Annotated in this window: 19 protein-coding genes; 15 read left to right on the forward strand and 4 right to left on the reverse strand. The window is 68.4% G+C overall.

Annotated elements, in window-relative coordinates; genetic code table 11:
* Positions 1 to 62: 62 nt before the first annotated feature.
* Positions 63 to 764 carry a hypothetical protein gene (locus TSH64_RS20975; RefSeq protein ID WP_109447938.1) on the reverse strand — a complete coding sequence of 234 codons (702 nt, stop codon included), beginning with the start codon at positions 762 to 764 and terminating at the stop codon, positions 63 to 65.
* A 358-nt stretch (positions 765 to 1,122) separates the two neighbouring features.
* Between TSH64_RS20975 and TSH64_RS20980 the strand changes: the two genes are divergently transcribed.
* The 3 genes from TSH64_RS20980 to TSH64_RS20990 all read left to right on the forward strand — a co-directional run bounded on the left by TSH64_RS20980 (position 1,123) and on the right by TSH64_RS20990 (position 5,901).
* On the forward strand, positions 1,123 to 2,031 hold the full coding sequence (locus TSH64_RS20980; protein ID WP_199237621.1) for a DUF6502 family protein: 909 nt from the start codon (positions 1,123 to 1,125) through the stop codon (positions 2,029 to 2,031).
* Positions 2,028 to 3,419 carry a DUF5666 domain-containing protein gene (locus TSH64_RS36665; protein ID WP_282188116.1) on the forward strand — a complete coding sequence of 464 codons (1,392 nt, stop codon included), beginning with the start codon at positions 2,028 to 2,030 and terminating at the stop codon, positions 3,417 to 3,419. Before TSH64_RS20980 ends, TSH64_RS36665 begins: the two co-directional genes overlap by 4 nt.
* 379 nt (positions 3,420 to 3,798) lie before the next feature.
* Entirely contained in the window at positions 3,799 to 5,901 is a 2,103-nt protein-coding gene (locus TSH64_RS20990) for a HAMP domain-containing methyl-accepting chemotaxis protein (protein ID WP_109447940.1), read from the forward strand.
* Here the strand turns inward: TSH64_RS20990 and TSH64_RS20995 are convergent.
* Positions 5,879 to 7,108 (reverse strand): ROK family protein, encoded by a 1,230-nt coding sequence (locus TSH64_RS20995; RefSeq protein ID WP_109447941.1) that lies wholly within the window; start codon positions 7,106 to 7,108, stop codon positions 5,879 to 5,881. The genes TSH64_RS20990 and TSH64_RS20995 overlap by 23 nt on opposite strands.
* A gap of 238 nt (positions 7,109 to 7,346) precedes the next feature.
* Here TSH64_RS20995 and TSH64_RS21000 point away from each other — a divergent pair, with 238 nt between their 5' ends.
* From TSH64_RS21000 to TSH64_RS21050, 11 genes are all read left to right on the forward strand, one after another.
* Positions 7,347 to 8,849, forward strand: coding sequence for a sugar ABC transporter ATP-binding protein (locus TSH64_RS21000; protein ID WP_109447942.1), 1,503 nt, complete (start codon positions 7,347 to 7,349; stop codon positions 8,847 to 8,849).
* A gap of 10 nt (positions 8,850 to 8,859) precedes the next feature.
* Complete coding sequence (locus TSH64_RS21005) at positions 8,860 to 9,834, forward strand: ABC transporter permease (protein ID WP_247873068.1); 975 nt, start codon at positions 8,860 to 8,862, stop codon at positions 9,832 to 9,834.
* 25 nt (positions 9,835 to 9,859) lie between these two features.
* Complete coding sequence (locus TSH64_RS21010; RefSeq protein WP_109447946.1) at positions 9,860 to 10,852, forward strand: substrate-binding domain-containing protein; 993 nt, start codon at positions 9,860 to 9,862, stop codon at positions 10,850 to 10,852.
* A gap of 101 nt (positions 10,853 to 10,953) precedes the next feature.
* The gene (locus TSH64_RS21015; RefSeq protein WP_109447949.1) at positions 10,954 to 12,021 is read left to right on the forward strand and encodes a sugar phosphate isomerase/epimerase; all 1,068 of its coding nucleotides are present in this window, start codon (positions 10,954 to 10,956) and stop codon (positions 12,019 to 12,021) included.
* A complete protein-coding gene (locus tag TSH64_RS21020) occupies positions 12,018 to 13,190 on the forward strand; it encodes a Gfo/Idh/MocA family oxidoreductase (RefSeq protein ID WP_109447951.1) in 1,173 nt (390 codons plus the stop codon). Before TSH64_RS21015 ends, TSH64_RS21020 begins: the two co-directional genes overlap by 4 nt.
* 368 nt (positions 13,191 to 13,558) lie before the next feature.
* Positions 13,559 to 14,395 carry an alpha/beta hydrolase gene (locus tag TSH64_RS21025; protein WP_109452880.1) on the forward strand — a complete coding sequence of 279 codons (837 nt, stop codon included), beginning with the start codon at positions 13,559 to 13,561 and terminating at the stop codon, positions 14,393 to 14,395.
* A gap of 157 nt (positions 14,396 to 14,552) precedes the next feature.
* A complete protein-coding gene (locus tag TSH64_RS21030) occupies positions 14,553 to 15,239 on the forward strand; it encodes a hydrolase (protein ID WP_109447953.1) in 687 nt (228 codons plus the stop codon).
* Between the two features lie 80 nt (positions 15,240 to 15,319).
* On the forward strand, positions 15,320 to 15,586 hold the full coding sequence (locus tag TSH64_RS21035; RefSeq protein ID WP_109447955.1) for a XapX domain-containing protein: 267 nt from the start codon (positions 15,320 to 15,322) through the stop codon (positions 15,584 to 15,586).
* Positions 15,583 to 17,592: an amidohydrolase gene (locus TSH64_RS21040; RefSeq protein ID WP_247873069.1), complete on the forward strand. Its 2,010-nt coding sequence runs from the start codon at positions 15,583 to 15,585 to the stop codon at positions 17,590 to 17,592. The genes TSH64_RS21035 and TSH64_RS21040 overlap by 4 nt, the downstream gene beginning before the upstream one ends.
* Before the next feature lie 75 nt (positions 17,593 to 17,667).
* Positions 17,668 to 18,114: a DoxX family protein gene (locus TSH64_RS21045; RefSeq protein WP_109447957.1), complete on the forward strand. Its 447-nt coding sequence runs from the start codon at positions 17,668 to 17,670 to the stop codon at positions 18,112 to 18,114.
* A 56-nt stretch (positions 18,115 to 18,170) separates the two neighbouring features.
* Positions 18,171 to 19,775, forward strand: a complete 1,605-nt coding sequence (locus TSH64_RS21050) for a Na+/H+ antiporter (RefSeq protein WP_109447959.1) — start codon at positions 18,171 to 18,173, stop codon at positions 19,773 to 19,775.
* Positions 19,776 to 19,782: 7 nt separating this feature from the next.
* Here the strand turns inward: TSH64_RS21050 and TSH64_RS21055 are convergent, their stop codons facing one another.
* On the reverse strand, positions 19,783 to 20,853 hold the full coding sequence (locus TSH64_RS21055) for an ornithine cyclodeaminase (RefSeq protein ID WP_247873070.1): 1,071 nt from the start codon (positions 20,851 to 20,853) through the stop codon (positions 19,783 to 19,785).
* 13 nt (positions 20,854 to 20,866) lie between these two features.
* On the reverse strand, positions 20,867 to 21,817 hold the full coding sequence (rocF, locus tag TSH64_RS21060; protein ID WP_109447963.1) for an arginase: 951 nt from the start codon (positions 21,815 to 21,817) through the stop codon (positions 20,867 to 20,869).
* 138 nt (positions 21,818 to 21,955) lie between these two features.
* Here rocF and TSH64_RS21065 point away from each other — a divergent pair, with 138 nt between their 5' ends.
* A complete protein-coding gene (locus TSH64_RS21065) occupies positions 21,956 to 22,399 on the forward strand; it encodes an Lrp/AsnC family transcriptional regulator (protein WP_098736358.1) in 444 nt (147 codons plus the stop codon).
* Positions 22,400 to 22,479 lie beyond the last annotated feature (80 nt).

Here is a 22,479-nt window from a genome sequence, read left to right on the forward strand (position 1 = left end):
CGGAAAAAGCCGGCAGCCCATCGCTGGGCGTGCCGGCTTTTCGATGCACTGTCGAAGAACCGTCACACCCGCCCGGCCATCAGCAGCACCGCCGCCGCCTGCCGGCCGCCATGCCAGCGGGCGGCGCTCCGGGCGGCGGCGCGCATCGCGGCGATACCGATCAGCGATGTGGCGACGAACAGCCCAGGCGTCAGGTCGCCGCGCATCAGCAGCGCCGCACCCAACCCGACGATCAGCACGCGATAGACCGTTTCGCAGAAGCCCAGCCCGGCGAGGAAGCCGTCGGTGTAACCGAAGCTGTCGGCACCGGCCAGCCGGGCGAGCTGCGACTGCCCGCCCACGGCATTCGCCGGCCCGGTCGCCCCCACCGCGATCATCGCCGCCAGCGCCGCGACTCCGGCCAGCGCCATGCCCCCCATCAGCGGACTGACCAGCGCCAGCACCGCCAGATGGACCGGCGCCCATGCCGCTTCCAGCACCCACAGACGCTGCAGCCACCCGATGGCGGCGCCCGACGGTACCAGCCGCGCCAGTTCCCACGATTGCGCGAATTCCAGCATCGCATGCAGGGCGAACAGGCTCAGCGCCACGGCCACCAACAGAAGAAGGCTGCCATCGTCGCCCCCCACCCACAGGGCGCCCTGCAATGGCTGGGCATATAGGGCGCTTCCGGCCACCAGCAGGTTCGCCGCCGCCCCGAACAGGCAACTGCGGATCAGAGCGGACCGGTTGGTGACCGCGTGACGGGCGATGGACGACGCCATGTCGGACGCTCGCGTTCGGAAGGAAAGGACCGGCGGCAGGCTCTGCCCTCCGTGCGCCATGGCGGGGGGCGGGCAGTCCCGTCCGGTGGGCCGGTGGGCGGGCGGATGATCAGGCTGATCGAACGATGACAGGCTCATGCGGGCTACGGCCGGACGGCCGCTCCTTAAACCTCGGCGGACCTCGACGATCCGCAGGAACTGCGCAGCCACGGCGACCGTCGCATGTCCGGCATGATGCGTGGGAAAATTTCCCACATCAAGCGAAAAGGTGATTCCCTTTCCCTTCCGCCGCGCTATTGTCAAATCGGTCCTCACATCGGTCCAACAGCCAGCCCCCAACCGCCGGAGTGTCAGGCGCGTGCCGATCCGCAGCCCCGAACCAGACCGCCAGAAAATGGCCGGCAGCACCGGGGCGGCACCGCCGGCGGCGCTGCTGACGGCGGTGCGCCGGCTGCTGGTCCCGCTGGTGCGGACGCTGATCGGCTTCGGCATTTCCTGGCCGATGCTGGCGACCCTGTTGAAGTCGGTGTATGTCGAGGTGGCGGAGCGTGGCTTCGCGCTGCCTGGAAAACCGATGACCGACAGCCGCATCACCCTGCTGACCGGCGTCCACCGCAAGGACGTCAGCCAGATCCGCAGCGCGCCGCCGGTCGCGGAGGCCGCCGCCGCCGCCGCCCCGTCGCTGGGCGCCCAGGTGCTGAGCCGCTGGCTGACCGAAGCCGCATTCCTCGACGCCGACGGCCGCCCCCGCCCCCTGCCCCGCGTTTCCGACGGCGAAGCCGGCTTCGAAACGCTGGTGACCGGCATCAGCAAGGATATCCGCCCGCGCGCCCTGCTGGACGAGCTTCTGCATGCCGGACTGGTGACGGAGCGGCCGGACGGACTGCTCGACCTCGCCGAGGCGGCGCATGTGCCGCGCGGCGACCTGGACAAGCTCGCCTACTATTACGGCCGCAACCTTGCCGACCATCTGGCGGCGTCCGGCCACAATCTGGCGGGCGGAACGCCGCCGTTCCTGGAGCGGGCGCTCGCCTATGACCGGCTCAGTCCCGACTCGGTCGCCGTCCTGCGCCGGGAGGCCGACCGGCTGGGAATGGCGATGCTGGTCGAGCTGAACCGCATGGCGGCCGATCTCGCCGATGGCGACGCCGGCCGTGACGACGCCGACCGCCGTTTCACCGCCGGCCTCTACCTCTATGACGCAGAGGAAGCGGCCGATCCTGCGCGGCACGAGGCCGGGTCCGGCGGGGGAGCGGCGGCATCTTGATCCGCAAGCCCCTCGCCCGCACGCTGCTGCTGACGCTGATGCTGGTTGCCGCCGGCTGCGGCCCCACCCCGAACCGGGATGGCGGAGTAGCAGACCGGGGCATCGGCGGCACCGGCGTTTCCGTTGCCGACCGCGGAATTGGAGGTACCGGCATCGTCGGAACCGTCACCGCCTTCGGCAGCGTCTGGGTCAACGGCCTGCGGGTCGATCTGCCGCACACGACCCGGGTGCGGATCGAAGGCCGACCGGCCCAGCCCGGCGACGTGCGGGTCGGCCAGACGGTCGCCATGACTGCCGCCCCGGGCGGACCGACCGGCCTGACGGCACAGACGCTGGAGGTGCGCTTCGCCGTCGCCGGTCCGGTGGAGCGGACGACGGCCGGCGGCGCCCCCGGCGCCGTGGTGTTGGGACAGCGCATCGACCTCGCCGAGGCGGAAGGCACCACGGCGCTCACCCCCGGACGCTGGGTCGCGATCTCGGGCCTGCGCCGGCCGGACGGCGTGATCGACGCCAGCCGCATCGATCCCTGGGAACCGGCGCGCGGCTGGGTCCTGCGCGGACGGCTGGAGTCCGTGACACCGAAGACGCTCACCGTCGCCGGGCTGACGCTGTCCCGCGGGCGGAGCGTGACCGGCCCCCTTCCGGCGGTGGGCAGCATCGTGCGCGTCGCCGGCAAACCCGATCCCGCCGCGGCGCTCGCGGTGGAGGCCGATCCCTTCAATCCCTTCGGCAGCACGGTCAGCGCGCTGTCGATCGAAACCTATGTCGATGCCTCCGGGCAGACGACGAGTCCGGGCGGCCCGAGCATCGGCCGGCCCGACGGCGGGTCCGCACCCGCCCGCGTGGTGATCGACAGCGTGGTGACGTCCGGCGGCGGAATCGACCGCAGCCGGTCCTTCGGCGCCCAACGCCTGGGTGGCCGCTCGCTCGACGGCACCGATCCCGCCGCCCGCGCCGCAGGGTTGTCTCGGGCGGGCATGCGTCCCGACGGCCCGCAGGGGCAGGACGCACCGGGCATGGATGGGCCGGAAGGACCGCTCGACGGCGTGCGCGCCCATCCGGGATGGGGCGCGCCACCCGGCCCCTTTGGCGGTCCCTATGGCGGCCCGGCCGCCGGTCAGCGTCCTGCTGCCGGCCCCAGTTCCAGCCCTGACGGCAGTTCCGCCTCCGGTGCCGCCCGTGCGGCCAGCCCGCCCTCTTCCACGGGCACCTCGCCGGAATCCACCGCCGCCCCGATCGGCGGCGGGTTCGGGGGAGGATTTGGCGGTCCCGGCCGGGGACGGGGCTCCATGCCGGGGGATGGCGGTTCGCCCCACGGCAGCCCGAGAGGAGGATTTGGCGGAGGTCTCGGTGGTGGGCCGGATGGGAGCCGCGGCGGGCATTTTTGATCAAGCACAGCGACCGATGCGTGCAAATAGCGTCTCGCCTAGGACTTAGGTATTTATTTTAAAAGCTGGGAAGACGTTTTTGTCCCCACCCACAAGGCGCTGCGGCATTTTGATCCACACTTGGATTTTGCCTGCATTCCCGAACTTATCCGCATTAGCATATTAATATATCAACATCGGAGGAAAGCCGTCGGGTCCGGCCGGTGCCATTGTCAATCAGGGCTGAACCGAAACCACAAAGTCGGTTTCCATTATCGTCTTCGGTTTAGGCCCTGACCGGTTTCCATGACCCGCCCGCTCAGCCGGCCCGCCCTGGCGGGTGGAGCGGTGTCGCGCCGTCCGCAACGGCTCCAACTCTTCGCACAGACAGGACCAGACCATGATCTCGCTCCTTTCGCGGCTGTCGATCCGCGCCACCCTTGGACTCGTCGTCGCCGCGCTGGGGCTGCTGCTGATCGCCACCAGCACCGTCACGCTGATCGACGTCGTCGACCGCACCCGCAACGCCCAGCGCGTCGCCACCCTCAGCGAGACCAGCCGCGACCTGCTGCGCACGCTGCTGGCAATCCGGCTGGAACGCGGCTTGGTCGGTCCGGTGCTGGGAGGGGAGGAACCGGCCGGCGACGCCGAACTGCGCGACATCGCCGCCAACCGCGCGGTGGCAGAAAGCGGCTATGCCGCCATCGCCGCCAAGCTGGGCGCGCTCGACCTGCCCGGCCTGCCGGCCGCGGCCGCGACGTTGCGCACCGCACACGACACGCTGACAGCCTTGCGGCAGAGGGCGGACTCCGCGCTTCGCCAGCGGAAACCCGCCCGCGATCCGGCGGTGGCGGAGGCCTGGGCAACCGTCCCGGTCGCCTATCTCGATGCGTTGACCGCCGCGACCGACCTTCTGGACGGCTCCCTGAAACTGGCCGATCCGATGATCGACCATCTGCTCGGCATCAAGCGCGCCGCCTGGAACACCCGGCTGAATGCCGGCGGCATGGCGCTCCGCATCCAGACCGCGGTCGCCACCGGCCAGGGCTGGACTCCGGCCGACGCGCAGGCGGTGGCAGAGGCCATCGGCCGCACCGGTCAGGCCTGGGCCCTGGTCCGGGAATCGGCCTCCCGTCCCGATACGCCCGACCAGATCCGCGAGGCGGTCGAAAAGGCCAAGGTGAATTTTGAAGGCCCGCTGGTCGAACAGCGCAAGGCGGTGCTCGCTGCCCTGGCCGAAGGCCGCAAATCTCCGGTCGAGATCGGCACCCTGCGCCAGCAGGACACCACCAGCCAGGGTTACATCGTCGATGCCGCCATGGCGGCGGTGGACCGCATGGTCGTCCGTTCCGATGCGCAGGCCGCGCGTGCGACGCAGGATGCCGTCATCTCCGGCCTGCTGGTGGTGGCCGCCGTGCTGCTGACCGTCATCGGCATGATCGTCGCCAAGCGCCGGGTCAGCGATCCGATCCGCTCGATGACCGAGGCGATGCGGCGTCTGGCCGACCGCGACATGGCCGTGACCATCCCCGGCCTGGGCCGCGCCGACGAGATCGGCGGCATGGCGGCGACCGTCACCGTCTTCCGCGACAGCATGTTGACCGCCGACCGTCTGGCGGCGGAGCAGGCCCGCGAACAGGCCGCCAAGGAGGCGCGGGCTGCCCGGCTGGAAGCGCTGATGCGCGATTTCGATGCCAAGGCGATGCACATCGTCGAGACGGTGGCGTCGGCCGCCACCGAGATGCAGGGCACCGCCGGAGCCATGTCGACCACCGCCTCGCAGGCCAGCGCGCAGGCGACCGCCGTCGCCGCAGCCTCCGAACAGGCGTCGGTCAACGTCCAGACCGTGGCGTCGGCAACGGAGGAACTGTCGGCCTCCATCCTGGAGATCGGCCGGCAGGTCGCCGCCTCCACCCGCATCTCGGGCGAGGCGGTGACCCAGGCCGAACGGACCAACAGCACCATGCGCACGCTGGTGGAGGCGGCCGACCAGATCGGCCATGTGGTGGAGATGATCAACACCATCGCCGCCCAAACCAACCTGCTGGCGCTCAACGCCACAATCGAGGCGGCCCGCGCCGGGGAGGCCGGCAAGGGCTTCGCCGTCGTCGCCGGCGAGGTGAAGGCGCTGGCCAGCCAGACCGCACGCGCCACCGACGAGATTCAGGCCAAGGTGAAAGAGATCCAGCAGGCCACCGGCGGCGCCCAGGACGCCATCCACGGCATCGGCCAGACCATCGGCCGCATCAGCGAGATCACCACCACCATCGCCGCCGCCATCGAGGAGCAGGGTGCCGCCACCCGCGACATCGCCGGCAACGTGACGGAGGCCGCGCGCGGCACCACGGAGGTGTCCTCCACCATCGTTGGCGTCAACCATGCGGTGCTGGAGACCGGCTCCGCCGCCACCGAGGTGCTGGACGCCGCCAGCAGCCTTGCCCGCGAGGCCGAAACCCTGCGCGGCGAGGTGACCTCCTTCATCACCGCCGTGCGGGCGGCGTGACGCCGGTTCCCGTCGTCGGTCCGGCCAGCATGGTTTCCTGCACCGCCATCACCGCGGCGCCGATCACCCCGGCACTCTCGACCTCCGGCACATACTGGATGTCGAGATGCCGGGTGGAGAGGGCGAGTGAGCGCTGGTAGACGCTCTGCCGGATCGAGGCCAGCAGCAGCGGCCCGATCCGCGCCACGCCGCCGCCGATGAAGATGTGCGACGGATTGAAGAAGTTCACCACGGCGGCCAGCATCCGCCCGATATGGCCGCCGGCCTGCTGGACGATGGCGGTGGCCGCCGCATCCCCCGCCCGGCTGGCGTTGCCGAGATCGACCGTCGTCAGCGCGCCGTTGCGCTCCAGCAACTCCATCAACCGCGGGCTTTCGCCGCCCCGCGCCGCTTCCTCCGCCATGCGGGCGATGGCCGGTCCGGCCGCCATCGCCTCGACGCAGCCGGCATTGCCGCAATGGCAGACCGGCCCCTGCGGATCGACGCAGATATGGCCGACGTCGCCCGCCGACCCGTCCCGCCCGCGATAGACCAGGCCGTGGCAGATGATGCCGCAGCCGATGCCGGTGCCGACCTTGATCACCAGGAAATTCTGAAGCTGGCCGCGCAGGCGCCAGTGCGTGCCCAGCGCCAGGATGTTCACGTCGTTGTCGACGAAGACCGGCGCGGCATACTCCTCCGCCAGGAATTCGCGGATCGAGAAGGTCTCCCACCCCGGCAGCAGCGGCGGGTTGACCAGCATGCCGCTGTCGAAGGCGACCGGTCCCGGCACGCCGACGCCGATGCCCAGCACCCGCCCCGGCCCGATTCCCATCCGCTCGCGCGCCTCGCGCAGCAAATCCCGCACCCGCCCGAACACCACCGCCGGCCCATCACGCACGTCCGCAGATTCCGACCGGTGGTCCAGCACAGTCATGTCGGGGGCGAGCAGCGCCACGTCGATGCTGGTGGCGCCGATGTCGATTCCCGCCAACACCCCCATCCGGTGGCTCAGCCGCAGCACCTCCGGCCGCCGCCCGCCCGAGGAGGGCTGCACCCCGCCCTCCTCGATCAGTTCGCGGCCGATCAGGCTTGAGATCGCGAGGTTGGCCTTGCTCTTGGAAAAATCGACCGACGCCGCCAGTTCGCCGCGCGACAGACCGCCCGCCCAGAACAGCCGCTCCAGCAGGGCGCGCTCGCCGTCCGACAGACGTTGCCAGTCAACCATCGACGAGTGCCTTTCCGAACGACGCGTGTCTGCTTCCCTATCACACCTCACCCACTTTTGCCAAATTATGTTCGAAGTCGGCCATTGTCTGTCCAAAGGGGCGGGCTTACCATCAGCCCAACGAACGAAGCGGCGTCTTGCCGGACGATACGCCTCGCAGTGGGAGAAACGTCATGGACGGTACCCGCCCGACCGCAGGCTTGCGGTTGGTGGAAAGGCCGTCAGGGGGTGCGGAGCCATGAGCCTGCATGTCGCCTTCGACGGCATCACCAAGGAATTCGGACCCGTGCGGGTGTTGCACGGCGTCGGCTTCGACCTGCATCCCGGCCGGGTGCATGGGCTGCTGGGCGAGAATGGCGCCGGCAAATCGACGCTGATGAAGATCCTCGCCGGTTATCACGCCCCGACCACCGGCACGCTCCGCATCGACGGCGAGGCGGTGAGGTTCCGGAACTCCCGCGACGCCGAACAGCGCGGCATCGTGCTAATCCATCAGGAACTCAGCCTCGCCGACGACCTGACCGTCGCCCAGAACATGTTCCTCGGCCACGAGATCAAGCGCGGCTGGCTGCTCGACGACCGCGCGATGCGCGACCAAGCGGCCCAGGCCCTGCGGCAGGTCGGCTTCGACCGCGACCCCGACACCAAGGTCCGCGACCTGATCGTCGCCGAGAAGCAGCTGGTGGAAATCGCCAAGGCGCAGCTGCGCAACGCCCGCCTGCTGATCATGGACGAGCCGACGGCCAGCCTGACGCCGTCGGAATGCGACCGGCTGTTCGGGCTGATCGACCGGCTGCGGCGGGATGGCGTCACCATCGTCTACATCTCCCACAAGCTTGACGAGGTGGAGCGCATCACCGACGAGGTGATCGTGATGCGCGACGGCCGTTTCGTCGCCCGTGCCCCCACCGCCGAGACGTCGCGCCAGCGCATGGCGACGCTGATGGTCGGGCGCGAGCTGACCGACATGTTCCCCGCCAAGCATAGTCCCGCCATCGGCAAGCCGCTGATGGCGGTGCGCGGCCTGACCGTTCCCGGCTGGGCGGAGGAGGTGAGCTTCGACCTCCATCCCGGCGAGATCCTGGGCTTCGCCGGTCTGGTCGGCGCCGGCCGCACCGAACTGTTCGAAGGCATCCTGGGCCTGCGTCCGCGCAGCGGCGGAACGGTCGAGATCGAAGGCCGTCCGGTGTCCTTGCGCAACCCCCGCGAGGCGATGCGCAACGGCCTGACCTATCTCAGCGAGGACCGCAAGGGCAAGGGCCTGCACGTCAACATGGGGCTGCGCGACAACCTGACCCTGATGACGCTGCGCCACCATGCCCAGCCGCTGCTGTCCCCGGCGTCGGAGGATCGGGCGCTGGAGCATGCCGTCACGAATTTCGGCATCCGGGGCAACCCGCAGGGCACGGCATCGTCACTGTCCGGCGGCAACCAGCAGAAGCTGGCAATCGCCAAGTTCCTGGAGCCCGACCCGCGCGTCTTCGTGCTGGACGAGCCGACCCGCGGCGTCGATGTCGGCGCCAAGCGGGACATCTATTTCCTGATCGCGCGGCTGGCCGCCGAAGGGCGCGGCGTGATCGTCATTTCATCGGAACTGATCGAACTGATCGGGCTCTGCCACCGGGTGATCGTGATGCGCGGCCGCCGGGTCGCCGCGACCGTGCCCGCCGACCGGCTCAGCGAAGAGGAGTTGATTGCCCATGCCATCGGGACCAACGTCGGCACCCACGCCGGCCACTGAGGCCGGCGCCGTGTCCGCCCGCAAGGCGGGCCGCCGCTTCGACCCGCACCGCTTCGGTCCGGTCGTCGGGCTGGTGCTGCTGCTGATCGTCGGCACGGCGCTGAACCCGGACTTCGCGACCTGGGACAACATGATGAACGTGCTGACCCGCACGGCCTTCATCGGCATCATTTCCATCGGCATGTGCTTCGTCATCATCTCCGGCGGCATCGACCTGTCGGTCGGGTCGATGGCGGCGCTGATCGCCGGCGGCATGATCCTGCTGATGAATGCGCTGGCCGGGTCGGTCGGCTCGCCGGTCGTCGTCGTGGCGCTCGGCATGTTGTTCGCCCTGCTGCTGGGCGGCGGTTTCGGGCTGGCGCACGGCTATCTCATCACCCGCGGACGGATCGAGCCCTTCATCGTCACGCTGGGCACGCTCGGCATCTTCCGCGCCGTGCTGACCTGGCTGGCCGACGGCGGCGCCATCACGCTGGACAACGACCTGTCGGACGCCTACGGCCCCGTCTATTACGGCAGCCTGCTCGGCATCCCGGTGCCGGTCTGGGTCTTCCTGGCGGTGTCGGTCGCCGGGGCAGTCCTGCTGAACCGGACCGCCTTCGGCCGCTATGTCCAGGCCATCGGCTCCAACGAGCAGGTCGCCCGCTTCGCCGCGGTGGATGTCGACCGGGTGAAGCTGCTGACCTACGGGCTGCTCGGCGTCTGCGTCGGCATCGCCACGGTGCTGTATGTGCCGCGCCTGGGCTCCGCTTCCCCCACCACCGGCCTGCTGTGGGAGCTGGAGGCCATCGCCGCGGTGATCGTCGGCGGCACCTCCTTCAAGGGGGGCGAGGGGCGGATCGCCGGCACGGTGATCGGTGCGGTTCTGCTGTCGGTCATCAGCAACATCCTGAACCTGACCAGCATCATCAGCGTCTACCTGAACGCGGCGGTGCAGGGCTGCGTCATCATCGCCGTCGCCTTTTTGCAGCGTCGGCGCCCGTAAAAACAACATAAGGAGGAGAAACGTCATGTCGGAAGTTGCGCGTTACACCCGTCGCATGGTGCTGGGCACGGGCTTGGCGATGGCGGCGACGGTCGCCCTCGGCGCCGGTCTTGGCGGCGTCGCCTTCGCGGCGGACACGGTGAAGCTGGGCGTCAGCATCCCGGCCGCCACCCACGGCTTCACCGGCGGCATCGTCTGGTGGGCGAACCAGGCGAAGGCGGAGCTTGAGAAGGCCCATCCCAACCTGAAGATCACCGTCAAGACCGCCAGCGGCGCGCCGGAGCAGGCGAACCAGCTTCAGGATCTGGTGACGGTGACCAAGATCGACTCGCTGGTCATCTTCCCCTTCGAATCCGCCGCCCTGACCCAGCCGGTGCTGCAGGCGAAGAAGAAGAACGTCTACGTCACCGTCGTCGACCGCGGCCTGACCGATCCCAGCGCCCAGGACGCCTACATCGCCGGCGACAACACCGCCTTCGGCCGCATCCCCGCCGAATACATCGCCAAGAAATACAACGGCAAGGCCAACATCGTGGCGCTGCGCGGCATCCCGACCACGCTCGACAACGAGCGCTGGGAAGCCTTCACCGGCGTGCTGAAGCAGTATCCCGACATCAAGATCCTCGACGGCAAATACGCCAACTGGAACCGTGACGACGCCTTCAAGGTGACGCAGGACTTCCTGACCCGCTTCAAGGACATCGACGTCGTCTGGGCCGCCGACGACGACATGGCCTTCGGCGTGCTGAAGGCCATCGAGCAGGCCAAGCGCACCGACATCAAGGAGGTGTTCGGCGGTGCCGGGTCGAAGACGATGGTGAAGACCATCCTCGACGGCTCCAACCCGCTGATCCACGCCGACGTGTCCTATTCGCCGAAGTTCATCTACGACGCCATCAAGATGACCGCCGAAGCCCGCCTGAAGGGCGACAAGCTGCCGGCGACCTACATCATCCCGTCGTCGCTGATCACCAAGGAGAACGCCAAGGAGTTCTACTTCCCGGATTCGCCGTACTGATCCCTGGTTCGTCAGTCCCCCTGACTCTCCCCCTCCCAGCGGGGGAGGGTTAAGGGGAGCAGCCGCCAGCCGACACCTCCCCCCATCAGGGAGCCAGACCTATGAAGACCATCAAAGGCCCGGCGATCTTTCTCGCCCAGTTCGCGGGCGACGCAGCCCCCTTCAACTCGCTGGACGGCATCGCCCGCTGGGCCGCCGGCCTCGGCTTCAAGGGCGTGCAGATCCCAAGCTGGGACCGCCGCCTGTTCGATCTGCACAAGGCGGCGACCAGCCTCACCTATTGCGACGAGATCAAGGGCACGCTGGCCGATGCCGGCGTCGAACTGACCGAGCTGTCCACCCACCTCCAGGGCCAGCTCGTCGCCGTCCACCCCGCCTACGACGCGCTTTACGACGGCTTCGCCCCGCCGGAGGTCCATGGCCGTCCCGACGCCCGGCAGGCCTGGGCGGTGGAACAACTGCACCTCGCCGCCAAGGCATCCGCGAACCTCGGTCTGACCGCCCACGCCACCTTCTCCGGCGCGCTGGCCTGGCCCTATCTCTATCCGTGGCCGCAGCGTCCGCCCGGCCTGATCGAGACCGCCTTCGACGAGCTGGCGAAGCGCTGGCGCCCGATCCTCGACGCCTTCGACGAAGCGGGCTGCGACCTCTGCTACGAGATCCACCCCGGCGAGGATCTGTTCGACGGAACCACCTTCCAGATGTTCCTCGACCGGGTCGGCGGGCATGAGCGCTGCAACATCCTGTTCGACCCCAGCCACTTCGTGCTCCAGCAGCTGGACTATCTCGGCTACATCGACGTGTTCCGCGACCGCATCCGCATGTTCCACGTCAAGGATGCGGAGTTCAATCCGACCCCCTGGCAGGGCGTCTATTCCGGCTATGCGCCGTGGAAGGACCGCGCCGGGCGCTTCCGCTCACTGGGCGACGGGCAGGTCGATTTCAGCGGCATCTTCTCCAAGCTGACCCAGTACGGCTTCGACGGCTGGGCGGTGCTGGAATGGGAGTGCTGCATCAAGCATCCGGAACAAGGGGCCGCCGAAGGCGCCCGCTTCATCCAGGATCACATCATCCGCGTCACCGACCGCGCCTTCGACGATTTCGCCGATGCCGGCACCGACGAGGCGGCCAACCGCCGGATCCTCGGTCTGGGGAAAGGGGCATCATGAGCCCGGATCAAGCACCCGCGTCGTCGAGACGCTTAAGGCTCGGCATGGTCGGCGGCGGTCAGGGCGCCTTCATCGGCGCCGTCCATCGCATCGCCGCCCGCATCGACGACCGGTACGAACTGGTGGCCGGGGCCCTGTCCTCCAACCCTGAGCGGGCGCGGGCCAGCGGGGCGGAGCTGTTCCTGGCGCCCGACCGCTGCTACGACGATTTCCAGAAGATGGCGGCGTCCGAGGCCGCCCGCCCCGACGGCATCGATGCGGTCGCCATCGTCACGCCGAACCACCTGCATTACCCGGCGGCAAAAGCCTTCCTCGAGGCCGGCATCCACGTCATCTGCGACAAGCCGCTGGTCCATACGGTGGAGGAGGCTGAGGAGTTGGCCGCACTGGTGCGCAGCCGCGGCCTCGTCTTCGTCCTGACCCACAATTACAGCGGCTATCCGATGATCCGGCAGGCCCGTGCCATGGTGGCCTCGGGCATGCTGGGCCGGATCAGGGTGGTTCAGGCCGAATATGCCCAGGACTGGCTGGCGACCGACCTGGAGACCAGCGGCAATAAGCAGGCGTCCTGGCGCACCGACCCGGCGCAGAGCGGCATTGCCGGCTGCATCGGCGACATCGGCACCCACGCCTTCCATCTGGCGGAGTTCGTGACTGGGCTGCGCTGCACCGATCTCGCCGCCGACCTGTCCGCCTTCGTGCCCGGCCGGCGGCTGGACGACAATGCCCACATCATGATGCGCTTCGACGGCGGCGCCCGCGGCATGCTGTGGGCCAGCCAGGTTTGTCCCGGCACCACCAACGGCCTGCGCCTGCGCGTCTTCGGCGAGGCCGGCGGGCTGGAGTGGCAGCAGGAGCAGCCCAACGAACTGCGCTTCACCCCGCTGGGCGAGCCGACCCGCACCCTGCTGCGCGCCGGTGCGGGAAGCCTGCCTTCGGCCAGCGCCATCTCGCGCACCCCCGCCGGCCATCCGGAGGGCTATCTGGAAGGCTTCGCCCAGATCTACCGCGACGCCGCCGACCGCATCGCCGCCAGCATCGACGGCTGCCCGGCCCCGGCGGACATGCCGCTGCCGACGGTGGAGGACGGGGTGCGCGGCGTGCGTTTCATCCATGGCGCCGTCGAGTCCAGCCACCGCGACGCCGCTTGGGTGTCCTTGGCCGGATAAGCAGCACAAACGCCTTTTCCCTCTGCGCGCACCATGAAAAGCCGGTCTCCGTATAGGAGAACCGGCTTTTTCACGTTTACGGTGCGCGATGCGCAGAACCGGCAAAAGCCGTTCCGATAAGGCAATCACCCTCCTGGCGCATTCCCTAACATCCGTTCACCAAGACAGCCGGCGCCGGTCCTGCCGGCCCGGTCCCGAACGGACTTCGCATGACCACCCAGGATTTACATCCGTCCCGCCGGACGGTTCTGTCCGGCAGTGCCGCCCTCGCCGTTGCGGGCGGCGGTCTTCTGCCTGCGTTCGCCGGCACCGCCGTCGCCGCCGAAAAGACGGCCACCCGCCCAGACCAGACCAAAGGAACGAAACCCATGCTTCAGGGCAGCTACGTCACCACCAAGGACGGCGTCCAGATCTACGTCAAGCAGTGGGGTCCGCAGACCGGCCAACCGGTGGTCTTCAGCCATGGCTGGCCGCTGACCGGCGACGCCTTCGAAGACCAGATGATGTTCCTGGCCCAGCACGGCTACCGCACCATCGCCCATGACCGCCGCGGCCACGGCCGGTCGTCGCAGCCGGGCTTCGGCAACGATCTCGACCATTACGCCGACGATCTGGCGGCAGTGACCGAGGCGCTGGACCTGAAGAACGCCGTCCATGTCGGCCACTCCACCGGCGGCGGCGAGGTCGCCCGCTACATCGGCCGTCACGGCGTGTCGCGCGTCGCCAAGGCGGTGCTGATCGGCGCCATCACGCCGATCATGGTGAAGACCGACTGGAACCCGGACGGCGTTCCGCTGGAGGTCTTCGACGGCATCCGCGCCAGCGTGAAGGCCGACCGGTCGCAGTTCTTCAAGGACCTGACCATCCCCTTCTACGGCTTCAACCGGCCGGGCGCCAAGGTTTCGCAGGGCGTCATAGACAGCTTCTGGCTTCAGGGCATGATGGGCGGTCTTCAGGCCGAGTACGAGTGCATCAAGGCCTTCTCCGAGACCGACCAGCGCGACGATCTGAAGAAGATGATCGTCCCGACGCTGGTCCTGCACGGCGACGACGATCAGGTCGTCCCGCTCGCCACCACCGGCAAGGCCGCCGCGGCGCTGCTGCCGAAGGGCACTCTCAAGGTCGTCCCCGGCGGTTCGCACGGCATGTGCACCACGCAGAAGGACCTCGTGAACGAGGAACTGCTGGCCTTCATCCGCGCGTAACCGGGTGGCGGGACACTGTCCTTTTATCGGCAACAATTATGTTCTGTTTTGCCAGATTGTCCCGAAACGCCACCCCATGCCATTGTCCCTTCAGACGGCGGCACCGACGAAAACGGCGGCCAACCCCTTAAAAATCCAAACGGAACAGGAAACGATCATGACCTTCAACGCCAAGTCGCTCATCAACGCCGACGACACCGTCTTCATCTTCATCGATCACCAGCCGCAGATGTCCTTCGGCGTGGTCAACATCGACCGCCAGCAGCTGAAGAACAACACCATCGCGCTCGCCAAGACCGCCAAGCTGTTCGGCGCCTCGACCATCGTGACCGCCGTGGAGACCGAGAGCTTCTCCGGCTACATCTGGCCGGAACTGATGGACGTCCTGAAGCAGGACCCCATCGAGCGCACCTCGATGAACAGCTGGGACTCCGAGGAGCTGGTGGCCGCCGTCAAGGCGACCGGCAAGAAGAAGCTGGTCATCGCCGCGCTGTGGACCGAGGCCTGCCTGCTGTACCCGACGCTGTGCGCCATCGAGGAAGGCTTCGAGGTCTACATCGTCACCGATTGCTCGGGCGGCACCTCCAAGGAGGCCCATGACGCCGCGGTCCGCCGCATGGAGCAGGCCGGCGCCCATTCCATCACCGCGATCAACGTGCTGCTGGAAATCCAGCGCGACTGGGCCAAGCGCGAGAGCTACGACGGCGTGATGAACATCGTCCGCGAGCATTTCGGTGCCTACGGCATGGGCGTCGATTACGCCTACACCATGGTCCACAAGGCCCCGCAGCGCGGCGAATTCCCGCACAAGGTGGTCGGCGGCCTCAAGCACGAGCACGCCTGATCCCTGCCTGCATGCCCTTGCCGGCGCCCGGTTCCGACCGGGCGCCGGCCCCCATTCCAGAAAGCGGGAGAGCGGATCCCATGATGCCCTATCTTCTTTCGGGCGGCGCCGGCATTCTGGTCGGCGTGATCTATGCGCTGCTTGGGGTCCGTTCCCCGGCGCCGCCGACCATCGCCCTGATCGGTTTGCTCGGCATGCTGGTCGGTGAACAGGTGGTGCCCGTCGTCAAGCGGCTGGTGGCCGGGGAGCCGGTGCTCGCCTTCATCCAGACCGATTGCGCGCGCCATGTGCTGGGGCCGCATGCCGGGACGGAAACGCCACCGGCTGCCAAGGAAGACAAGGCGTGACGCCTCCCCCCATCGACCGTCGCCCCATCGACCGTCGCAAGGCGATGGCGGGAACCGCCGCCGCGTCTCTGCTAGCATCGCCGCTGCTGTCCACCCTCGCGTCCAGACCCGGGAATGCCGCCATGCCGAATTCCGCCACCCCGAATCAAGCCGCCGGCGATCTGATCCTCGTCAACGCCAAGGTCACCACGCTCGACCGCGCCAACCCGCAGGCCAGCGCCATCGCCATCCGCGACGGCCGCTTCCTTGCCGTCGGTACCGAGGCCGAGGTGCGCGCCGTGGCTCCCCAGGCGACGGTGATCGACGCCAAGGGCCGGCGGGTGATCCCCGGGCTGATCGACAGCCACATGCACATCATCCGCGGTGGCCTCAACTACAACATGGAGCTGCGCTGGGACGGCGTGCCGAGCCTCGCCGACGCCATGGCGATGCTGAAGCAGCAGGCGGCCATCACCCCGGCGCCGCAATGGGTGCGCGTCGTCGGCGGCTTCACCGAGCACCAGTTCGCCGAGAAGCACCTGCCGACCATCGAGGAGCTGAACGCCGCCGCTCCCGACACGCCGGTCTTCATCCTGCACCTCTACGACCGCGCCCTGCTGAACGCCGCGGCCCTGCGTGCCGTCGGCTATACCAAGGACACGCCCAACCCGCCGGGTGGCGAGATCGTACGCGATGCCGCCGGCAACCCGACCGGCCTGCTGCTGGCCCAGCCCAACGCGACGATCCTCTATTCGACACTGGCCAAGGGTCCGAAGCTGCCGCCGGACTACCAGCTGAACTCCACCCGCCATTTCATGCGCGAGATGAACCGGCTGGGCGTGACCGGGGTGATCGACGCCGGCGGCGGCTTCCAGAACTATCCCGACGATTACGCCATCGTCGAGAAGCTGCATGCGGACGGCGAGCTGACGCTGCGCATCAGCTACAACCTGTTCACCCAGAAGCCGAAGGAGGAACTGGCCGACTTCGCCGGCTGGGCGAAGAAGGTGAAGCCCGGCGACGGCGACGACAGCTATCGCCACAACGGCGCCGGCGAGATGCTGGTCTATTCCGCCGCCGACTTCGAGGATTTCCGCGTCGCCCGCCCGGACATGCCGCCCAACATGGAAGGCGACCTTGAGCCGGTGATCCGCCTCTTGGCCGAGAACCGCTGGCCCTGGCGCCTGCATGCCACCTACGACCAGACCATCAGCCGCGCGCTCGACGTGTTCGAGAAGGTCAACCGCGACATCCCCTTCGACGGGCTGCACTGGTTCTTCGACCACGCCGAGACGATCAGCGACCGCAACATCGACCGCATCGCCGCACTCGGCGGCGGCATCGCCGTCCAGCACCGCATGGCCTACCAGGGCGAATATTTCGTCGAACGCTATGGCGCCAAGGCGGCGGAGCGGACACCGCCGATTGCAAAGATGATGGCGGCCGGCCTGCCGGTCGGCGGCGGCACCGACGCCACCCGCGTCGCCAGCTACAACCCGTGGGTCTCGCTGTCCTGGCTGGTGACCGGCCGGACGGTGGGCGGCCTCAGCCTCTATCCGCGCGCCAATCTGCTGGACCGCGAGACGGCGCTGCGCCTGTGGACGGAGGCCAACACCTGGTTCTCCAACGAGCAGGGCAAGAAGGGCCAGATCAAAGCCGGCCAGTTCGCCGACCTCGCCGTGCTGTCCGATGACTTCTTTTCGGTGCCGGAGGACCGCATCGTCCACCTGACCTCAGTGCTGACCATGCTCGGCGGCGCGGTGGTGCATGGCGAGGGCGATTTCGGCCCGCTGGCGCCGCAACTGCCCAAGCCGATGCCGGACTGGTCGCCGGTGCGCACCTTCGGCGGCTATTACAAGTCGGCCGACGCCGGCGACCAGCGTCAGGCGCTGGCCTCGGCCTGCGGCTGCGCCACCGGCTGCGGTGTTCACGGCCACGACCACGCCGCTGCCTACGCCGCCGACGTGCCGGCCGCCGATGTGCAGTCCTTTTGGGGTGCGCTCGGCTGCGGCTGCTGGGCGGTGTAACCACCTCTCCCCTGGAAATGGATCCCCTCTCCCCCCGGGGAGAGGGGGATTCCCCCCAATCGGAACATCACCGCCATGACCCTCCGCTCCTTCGAACGCCCGGCGGAACGCCTCGTCGACCGCATCCTCGACTGGGACGGCACATGGATGCTGGCCCGTCTCGCGCTGGTCGGGGCCTATCTCCTCGGCGGTTTGGTGAAGCTTTTCGACTGGCCCGGCGCCGTCGCCGAGCAGGCGCATTTCGGCCTCACCCCGCCCGCGCTGTGGGCGGCGCTGACCATCCTGGTCGAGCTGGCAGGCCCGCTGCTGATCCTGCTGGACCGGGCACTGTGGCTGGGGGCCGGCGCGCTCGGCGTCTTCACCGTTCTCGCCGCCTTGATCGCCAATGATTTCTGGACGATGGCCGGACCGGAGCGCTTCATGGCGACCAGCGCCTTCTTCGAACATATCGGGCTGGTCGGCGGCTTCGCGCTCGCCGCGATCGTCTCGCGGATGCGCCGCCGCTTGGGTATAAACCGCTAAGCGAGGGAAAGCGCCCCCTCATCGCCACCCACGATAACAGCACAGCGGATCCCAGCATGTCGCCATCCGGTCAGTTCGAACTCGTCCTCGGCCTGATGGCGGCGATCATCGTGCTGGAACTTGCGGCCAAGCGGCTGCGCATGCCGCCATCGGCCGTGCTGGTGCTGGGCGGTATCGCACTCGCCCTGATCCCAGGCCTGCCTGAGATCACACCCGATCCCGACCTGACCCTGCTGCTGTTCCTGCCGCCGCTGCTGTTCGCCAGCGCCTATTTCACGGTGTGGAGCGACTTCCGCGCCAACCTGCGCATCATCCTCCAGCTTGCGGTCGGAGCGGTCGCCTTCACCACGCTGGCGGTCGGGGTGGCCGCCCATCTGGTGATGCCGTCGCTCCCTTGGGCGGCCTGCTTCACCCTGGGCGCCATCCTGTCGCCGCCAGACGCGGTCGCCGCCAAGGCGGCGCTGAAGGGATTGCCGCTGCCGCCCCGCATCGTCACCCTGCTGGAAGGCGAAAGCCTGGTGAACGACGCCACCGGGCTGGTGCTGTTCCGCATCGCCATCGCCGCCGGCATGACCGGCACCTTCGAGGCCGGCCATGCCTCGCTGGAGTTCCTGTGGCTGGCCATCGGCGGTGTGGTGGCCGGCGTGGTCTTCGGCCACATCGCGGCACTGCTGCTGGGGCGCCTGCGCGACGTGCCGCTCAGCATCGTCGGCGGCTTCCTCGCCGCCTGGGGCAGCTATCTGGGCGGCGAGGCGCTGGAGGTGTCGGGCGTGCTCGCCACCGTCGGCTGCGGTCTGGTGATGGGCCGCCGCCAGCACGACCTGTTCACCGCACAGCTGCGCACCCATGCCAACGCGGTGTGGGCGGTGGCGGTGTTCCTGATGGAATCGATGGTCTTCATCATCATCGGCCTGTCGCTGCGCGGCGTGCTGGGCCGGCTGGAGGCCGCCGGCACCGGCCTGACCAACCTCTTGCCGATGATCGTCGCCGTCACCCTGGCGATGATCCTGTCGCGCTTCGCCTGGCTCTTCCCCTCGACCTACCTGCCCCGCTTCCTCTTCCCGGCATTGCGGCGGCGCGATCCCTACCCGTCGGTGGCGGTGCCGGTGATCATGGGCTGGGCGGCGATCCGCGGCGTGGTCAGCCTTGCCGTCGCCCTGTCGGTTCCGGTGGAGTTTCCCGGCCGCGACATCATCCTGGCGACCACCTGGGCGGTGATCCTGGTGTCGATCCTGGGTCAGGCGACCACGCTCGCCCCGCTGATCCGCAGGATGCGGCTGGGCGGCTTCACCCTGGAGCGCCGCCCGACCCTGTCGGAATCCGAAGCCCGCATCCGCATGGCGCAGGCAGCGCTGGAAGCGGTGCGTGAGCGCTCCGACAGACCGGACGGACGCCAACGCCATCCGCGCCTGCTTGAACAGTACGGCCACCGGGCGACGATGGCCGAACGCTTTCACGAGAGCGAAGGCATGCTGGCGGAGGACCGGCGCGAGCATTTCGCCGCCGTTCTCGCCGCCAACCGCGCTGCCCGCACGGAGATCCTCGGCCTGCACCGCGGCGGCCGCATCCACGACACGGTGCTGCACCGGCTGGAGGCGGAGCTGGACCTTGAGGAACTCGGCGCCGAGCAGGCGCTGGCGGAGGGGGAAGCTGCGGGGTGAGTCTTCCCTACGCCGCCTCGCCCACCGGGGCCGGCTTCGCCGCGCGCAGGATCATGCCGAACAGGTCGCGCGGCTCGTCGGGATCGGCCAGCATGTCCAGATTCTCGTAGAATCCGGTCCCTGCCACCTTGTCGCGGACATAGCGCAGGGCGGAAAAGTCCTCCGTCGCGAAGCCCACCGAATCGAACAGGGTGATCTGCCGCGCGTCGCGCCGCCCCACCGCCTGACCGGTCATCACCGTCCACAGCTCCGTCACCGGATGGTCGGGGGCAAGCTGCTGGATTTCGCCCTCGATCCGCGTCTGCGGCGGATATTCGACGAAGATGTCCGACCGCAGCAGGATGTCGCGGTGAAGCTCCGTCTTGCCAGGGCAGTCGCCGCCGACCGCGTTGATGTGCACGCCCGCCCCAACCATGTTGTCGGTCAGGATGGTGGCATACTGCTTGTCGGCGGTGACGGTGGTGATGATCTGCGCGCCCTCCACAGCCTCCTCGGTCGATGTGCAGGCGGTGATCTCGAAGCCCTGGTCGCGCAGGTTGCGCACGCATTTCTGCGTCGCGACGGGATCAATGTCATAGAGCCGCAGTTTCCGGATGCCCAGCAGCGCCTTGAAGGCCAACGCCTGGAACTCCGCCTGCGCCCCGTTGCCGATGATCGCCATACAGTTGGCATCCTTCGGCGCCAGATGCTTTGCCGCCACGGCGGAGGTCGCGGCGGTGCGCAGCGCCGTCAGGATGGTCATCTCCGTCATCAGCACCGGATAGCCGTTGCCGACATCGGCCAGCACGCCGAAGGCGGTCACGGTCTGCCGCCCCACCCGCGTGTTCTTGGGATGGCCGTTGACATACTTGAAGCCATAGGTGCGGCCATCGCTGGTCGGCATCAGTTCGATCACGCCTTCCGCGCTGTGCGAAGCCACCCGCGGCGTCTTGTCGAAGCTCTCCCAGCGGCGGAAATCCTCCTCCACATAGGCCGACAGCTCGGTCAGGAAGCGCTCCACGCCGATGTGCAGCACCAGCTTCATCATGTGGTCGACGCTGACGAAGGGAACGAGGTTCAGGTTCGGGATCATGGTCAAACGCTCCATTCGCTCAGAAGCTGCGGGTGGGGTAGTCGAGAACGCGGCGCCCCATCAGGCTCGCCAGCAGTTCCACCATCAGGGTCGCGGTGCGGCCGCGCTCGTCCAGGAAGGGGTTCAGCTCGACCAGATCGACGCTGCTGACCAGACCGGTGTCGTGCAGCATCTCCATGATCAGGTGCGCCTCGCGGAAGGTGGCGCCGCCGGGAACCGTGGTGCCGACGCCGGGTGCGATGCCGGGATCGAGGAAATCGACATCCAGGCTGACATGCAGCAGCCCGTCGGCCTCAACCACCCGCTCCAGGAACGGGCGCAGCAGGGCGACGATGCCGTGCTCGTCGATCTTGCGCATGTCGTGGACGGTGATGCCCGAGGTCTCCAGCGCCCGCCGTTCGGCCGGATCGACGCTGCGGATGCCCATCATGCAGACATTGTGCGGGTCGAGCCGCGCCGGCGGCGGCGGGAAATACCCGTCGAAGCCGGCCAGCCCGGTGGCGTAGGCCATCGGCACGCCATGCAGGTTGCCGCTCTCCGTCGTCTCCAGCGTGTGGAAATCCGGGTGCGCGTCCAGCCACAGCACGAACAGCGGGCGTCGCATCTCGGCGGCGCGCTGCGCCAGCCCGGTCAGGGTGCCAGCGGCAAGGCTGTGGTCGCCGCCCAGGAAGATCGGCATGGCGTCCTGCCCGGCGCTCGCCTCGTACGCAACCTGGGTCAGCGCCGCGGTCCAGCCGGCCACTTCCGGCAGGAATTTCAGCGCAGCGTTGCCATGCGCCATCGGCCGCTGCGGCAGCGGCGCCACGTTGCCCAGGTCGGTCACGCTGTGGCCCAGGTCCGACAGCGCCTTGGCGATGCCGGCGGTGCGGTAGGCGCTCGGTCCCATTTCGCAGCCAAGCCGGCCCGCCCCATCCTGCACCGGCACGCCGACCAGCCGGCACTGCTTCGTTTTGGTCTTGTGGTAGGACATTGTTTGGTCTCTTGCCTGTTCCTCTCACCAGCAAACCACAGGCGTCCGGCGGAACGGACAGGACAATTTGACAAATGTCGCCAATCCGCCTACCAAACTGAACAGCCAAGCTTGCCATAATGTCGGAGTGCCTCAACCATGACGCTCGACCAGCTCGACGAGAAGCTCATCACCCTGCTGCGCCATGACGGCCGCCGCAGCATCTCCGACCTCGCCATCGAACTCGGCGTCTCGCGGGCGACGGTGCGCTCGCGGATGGAGCGGCTGGAAAGCTCCGGCATCATCACCGGCTACACCGTGATCCTGCGCGCCGACACGGTGGAGGCGCCGGTGCGCGGCATCATGCTGATCGAGGTGGAGGGGCAGGCCACCGACCGGGTCGTCCGCACGCTCAGCGGCTTCCCCGAGATCATGGAGATCCACAGCACCAACGGGCGCTGGGACCTGATCGTCGAGCTGTCGGCCGGCAGCCTGCCGGAATTCGACGGGGTGCTGCGCCGCATTCGGCTCATCCCCGGCATCACCACCAGCGAAACCAACCTTCTGCTGAACACCCCGCGCAGCACCCGCGCCCGGCTGTAGGCCACCCGCAACTTGCCAATCCGCGCAGTCCAAGCTTCCATTCTGGCAGGTTTGGCCGAGTCTTCTGTCACTTTTTCCTC

This window comes from Azospirillum sp. TSH64 (genome assembly GCF_003116035.1).
Classification (GTDB): Bacteria; Pseudomonadota; Alphaproteobacteria; order Azospirillales; family Azospirillaceae; genus Azospirillum.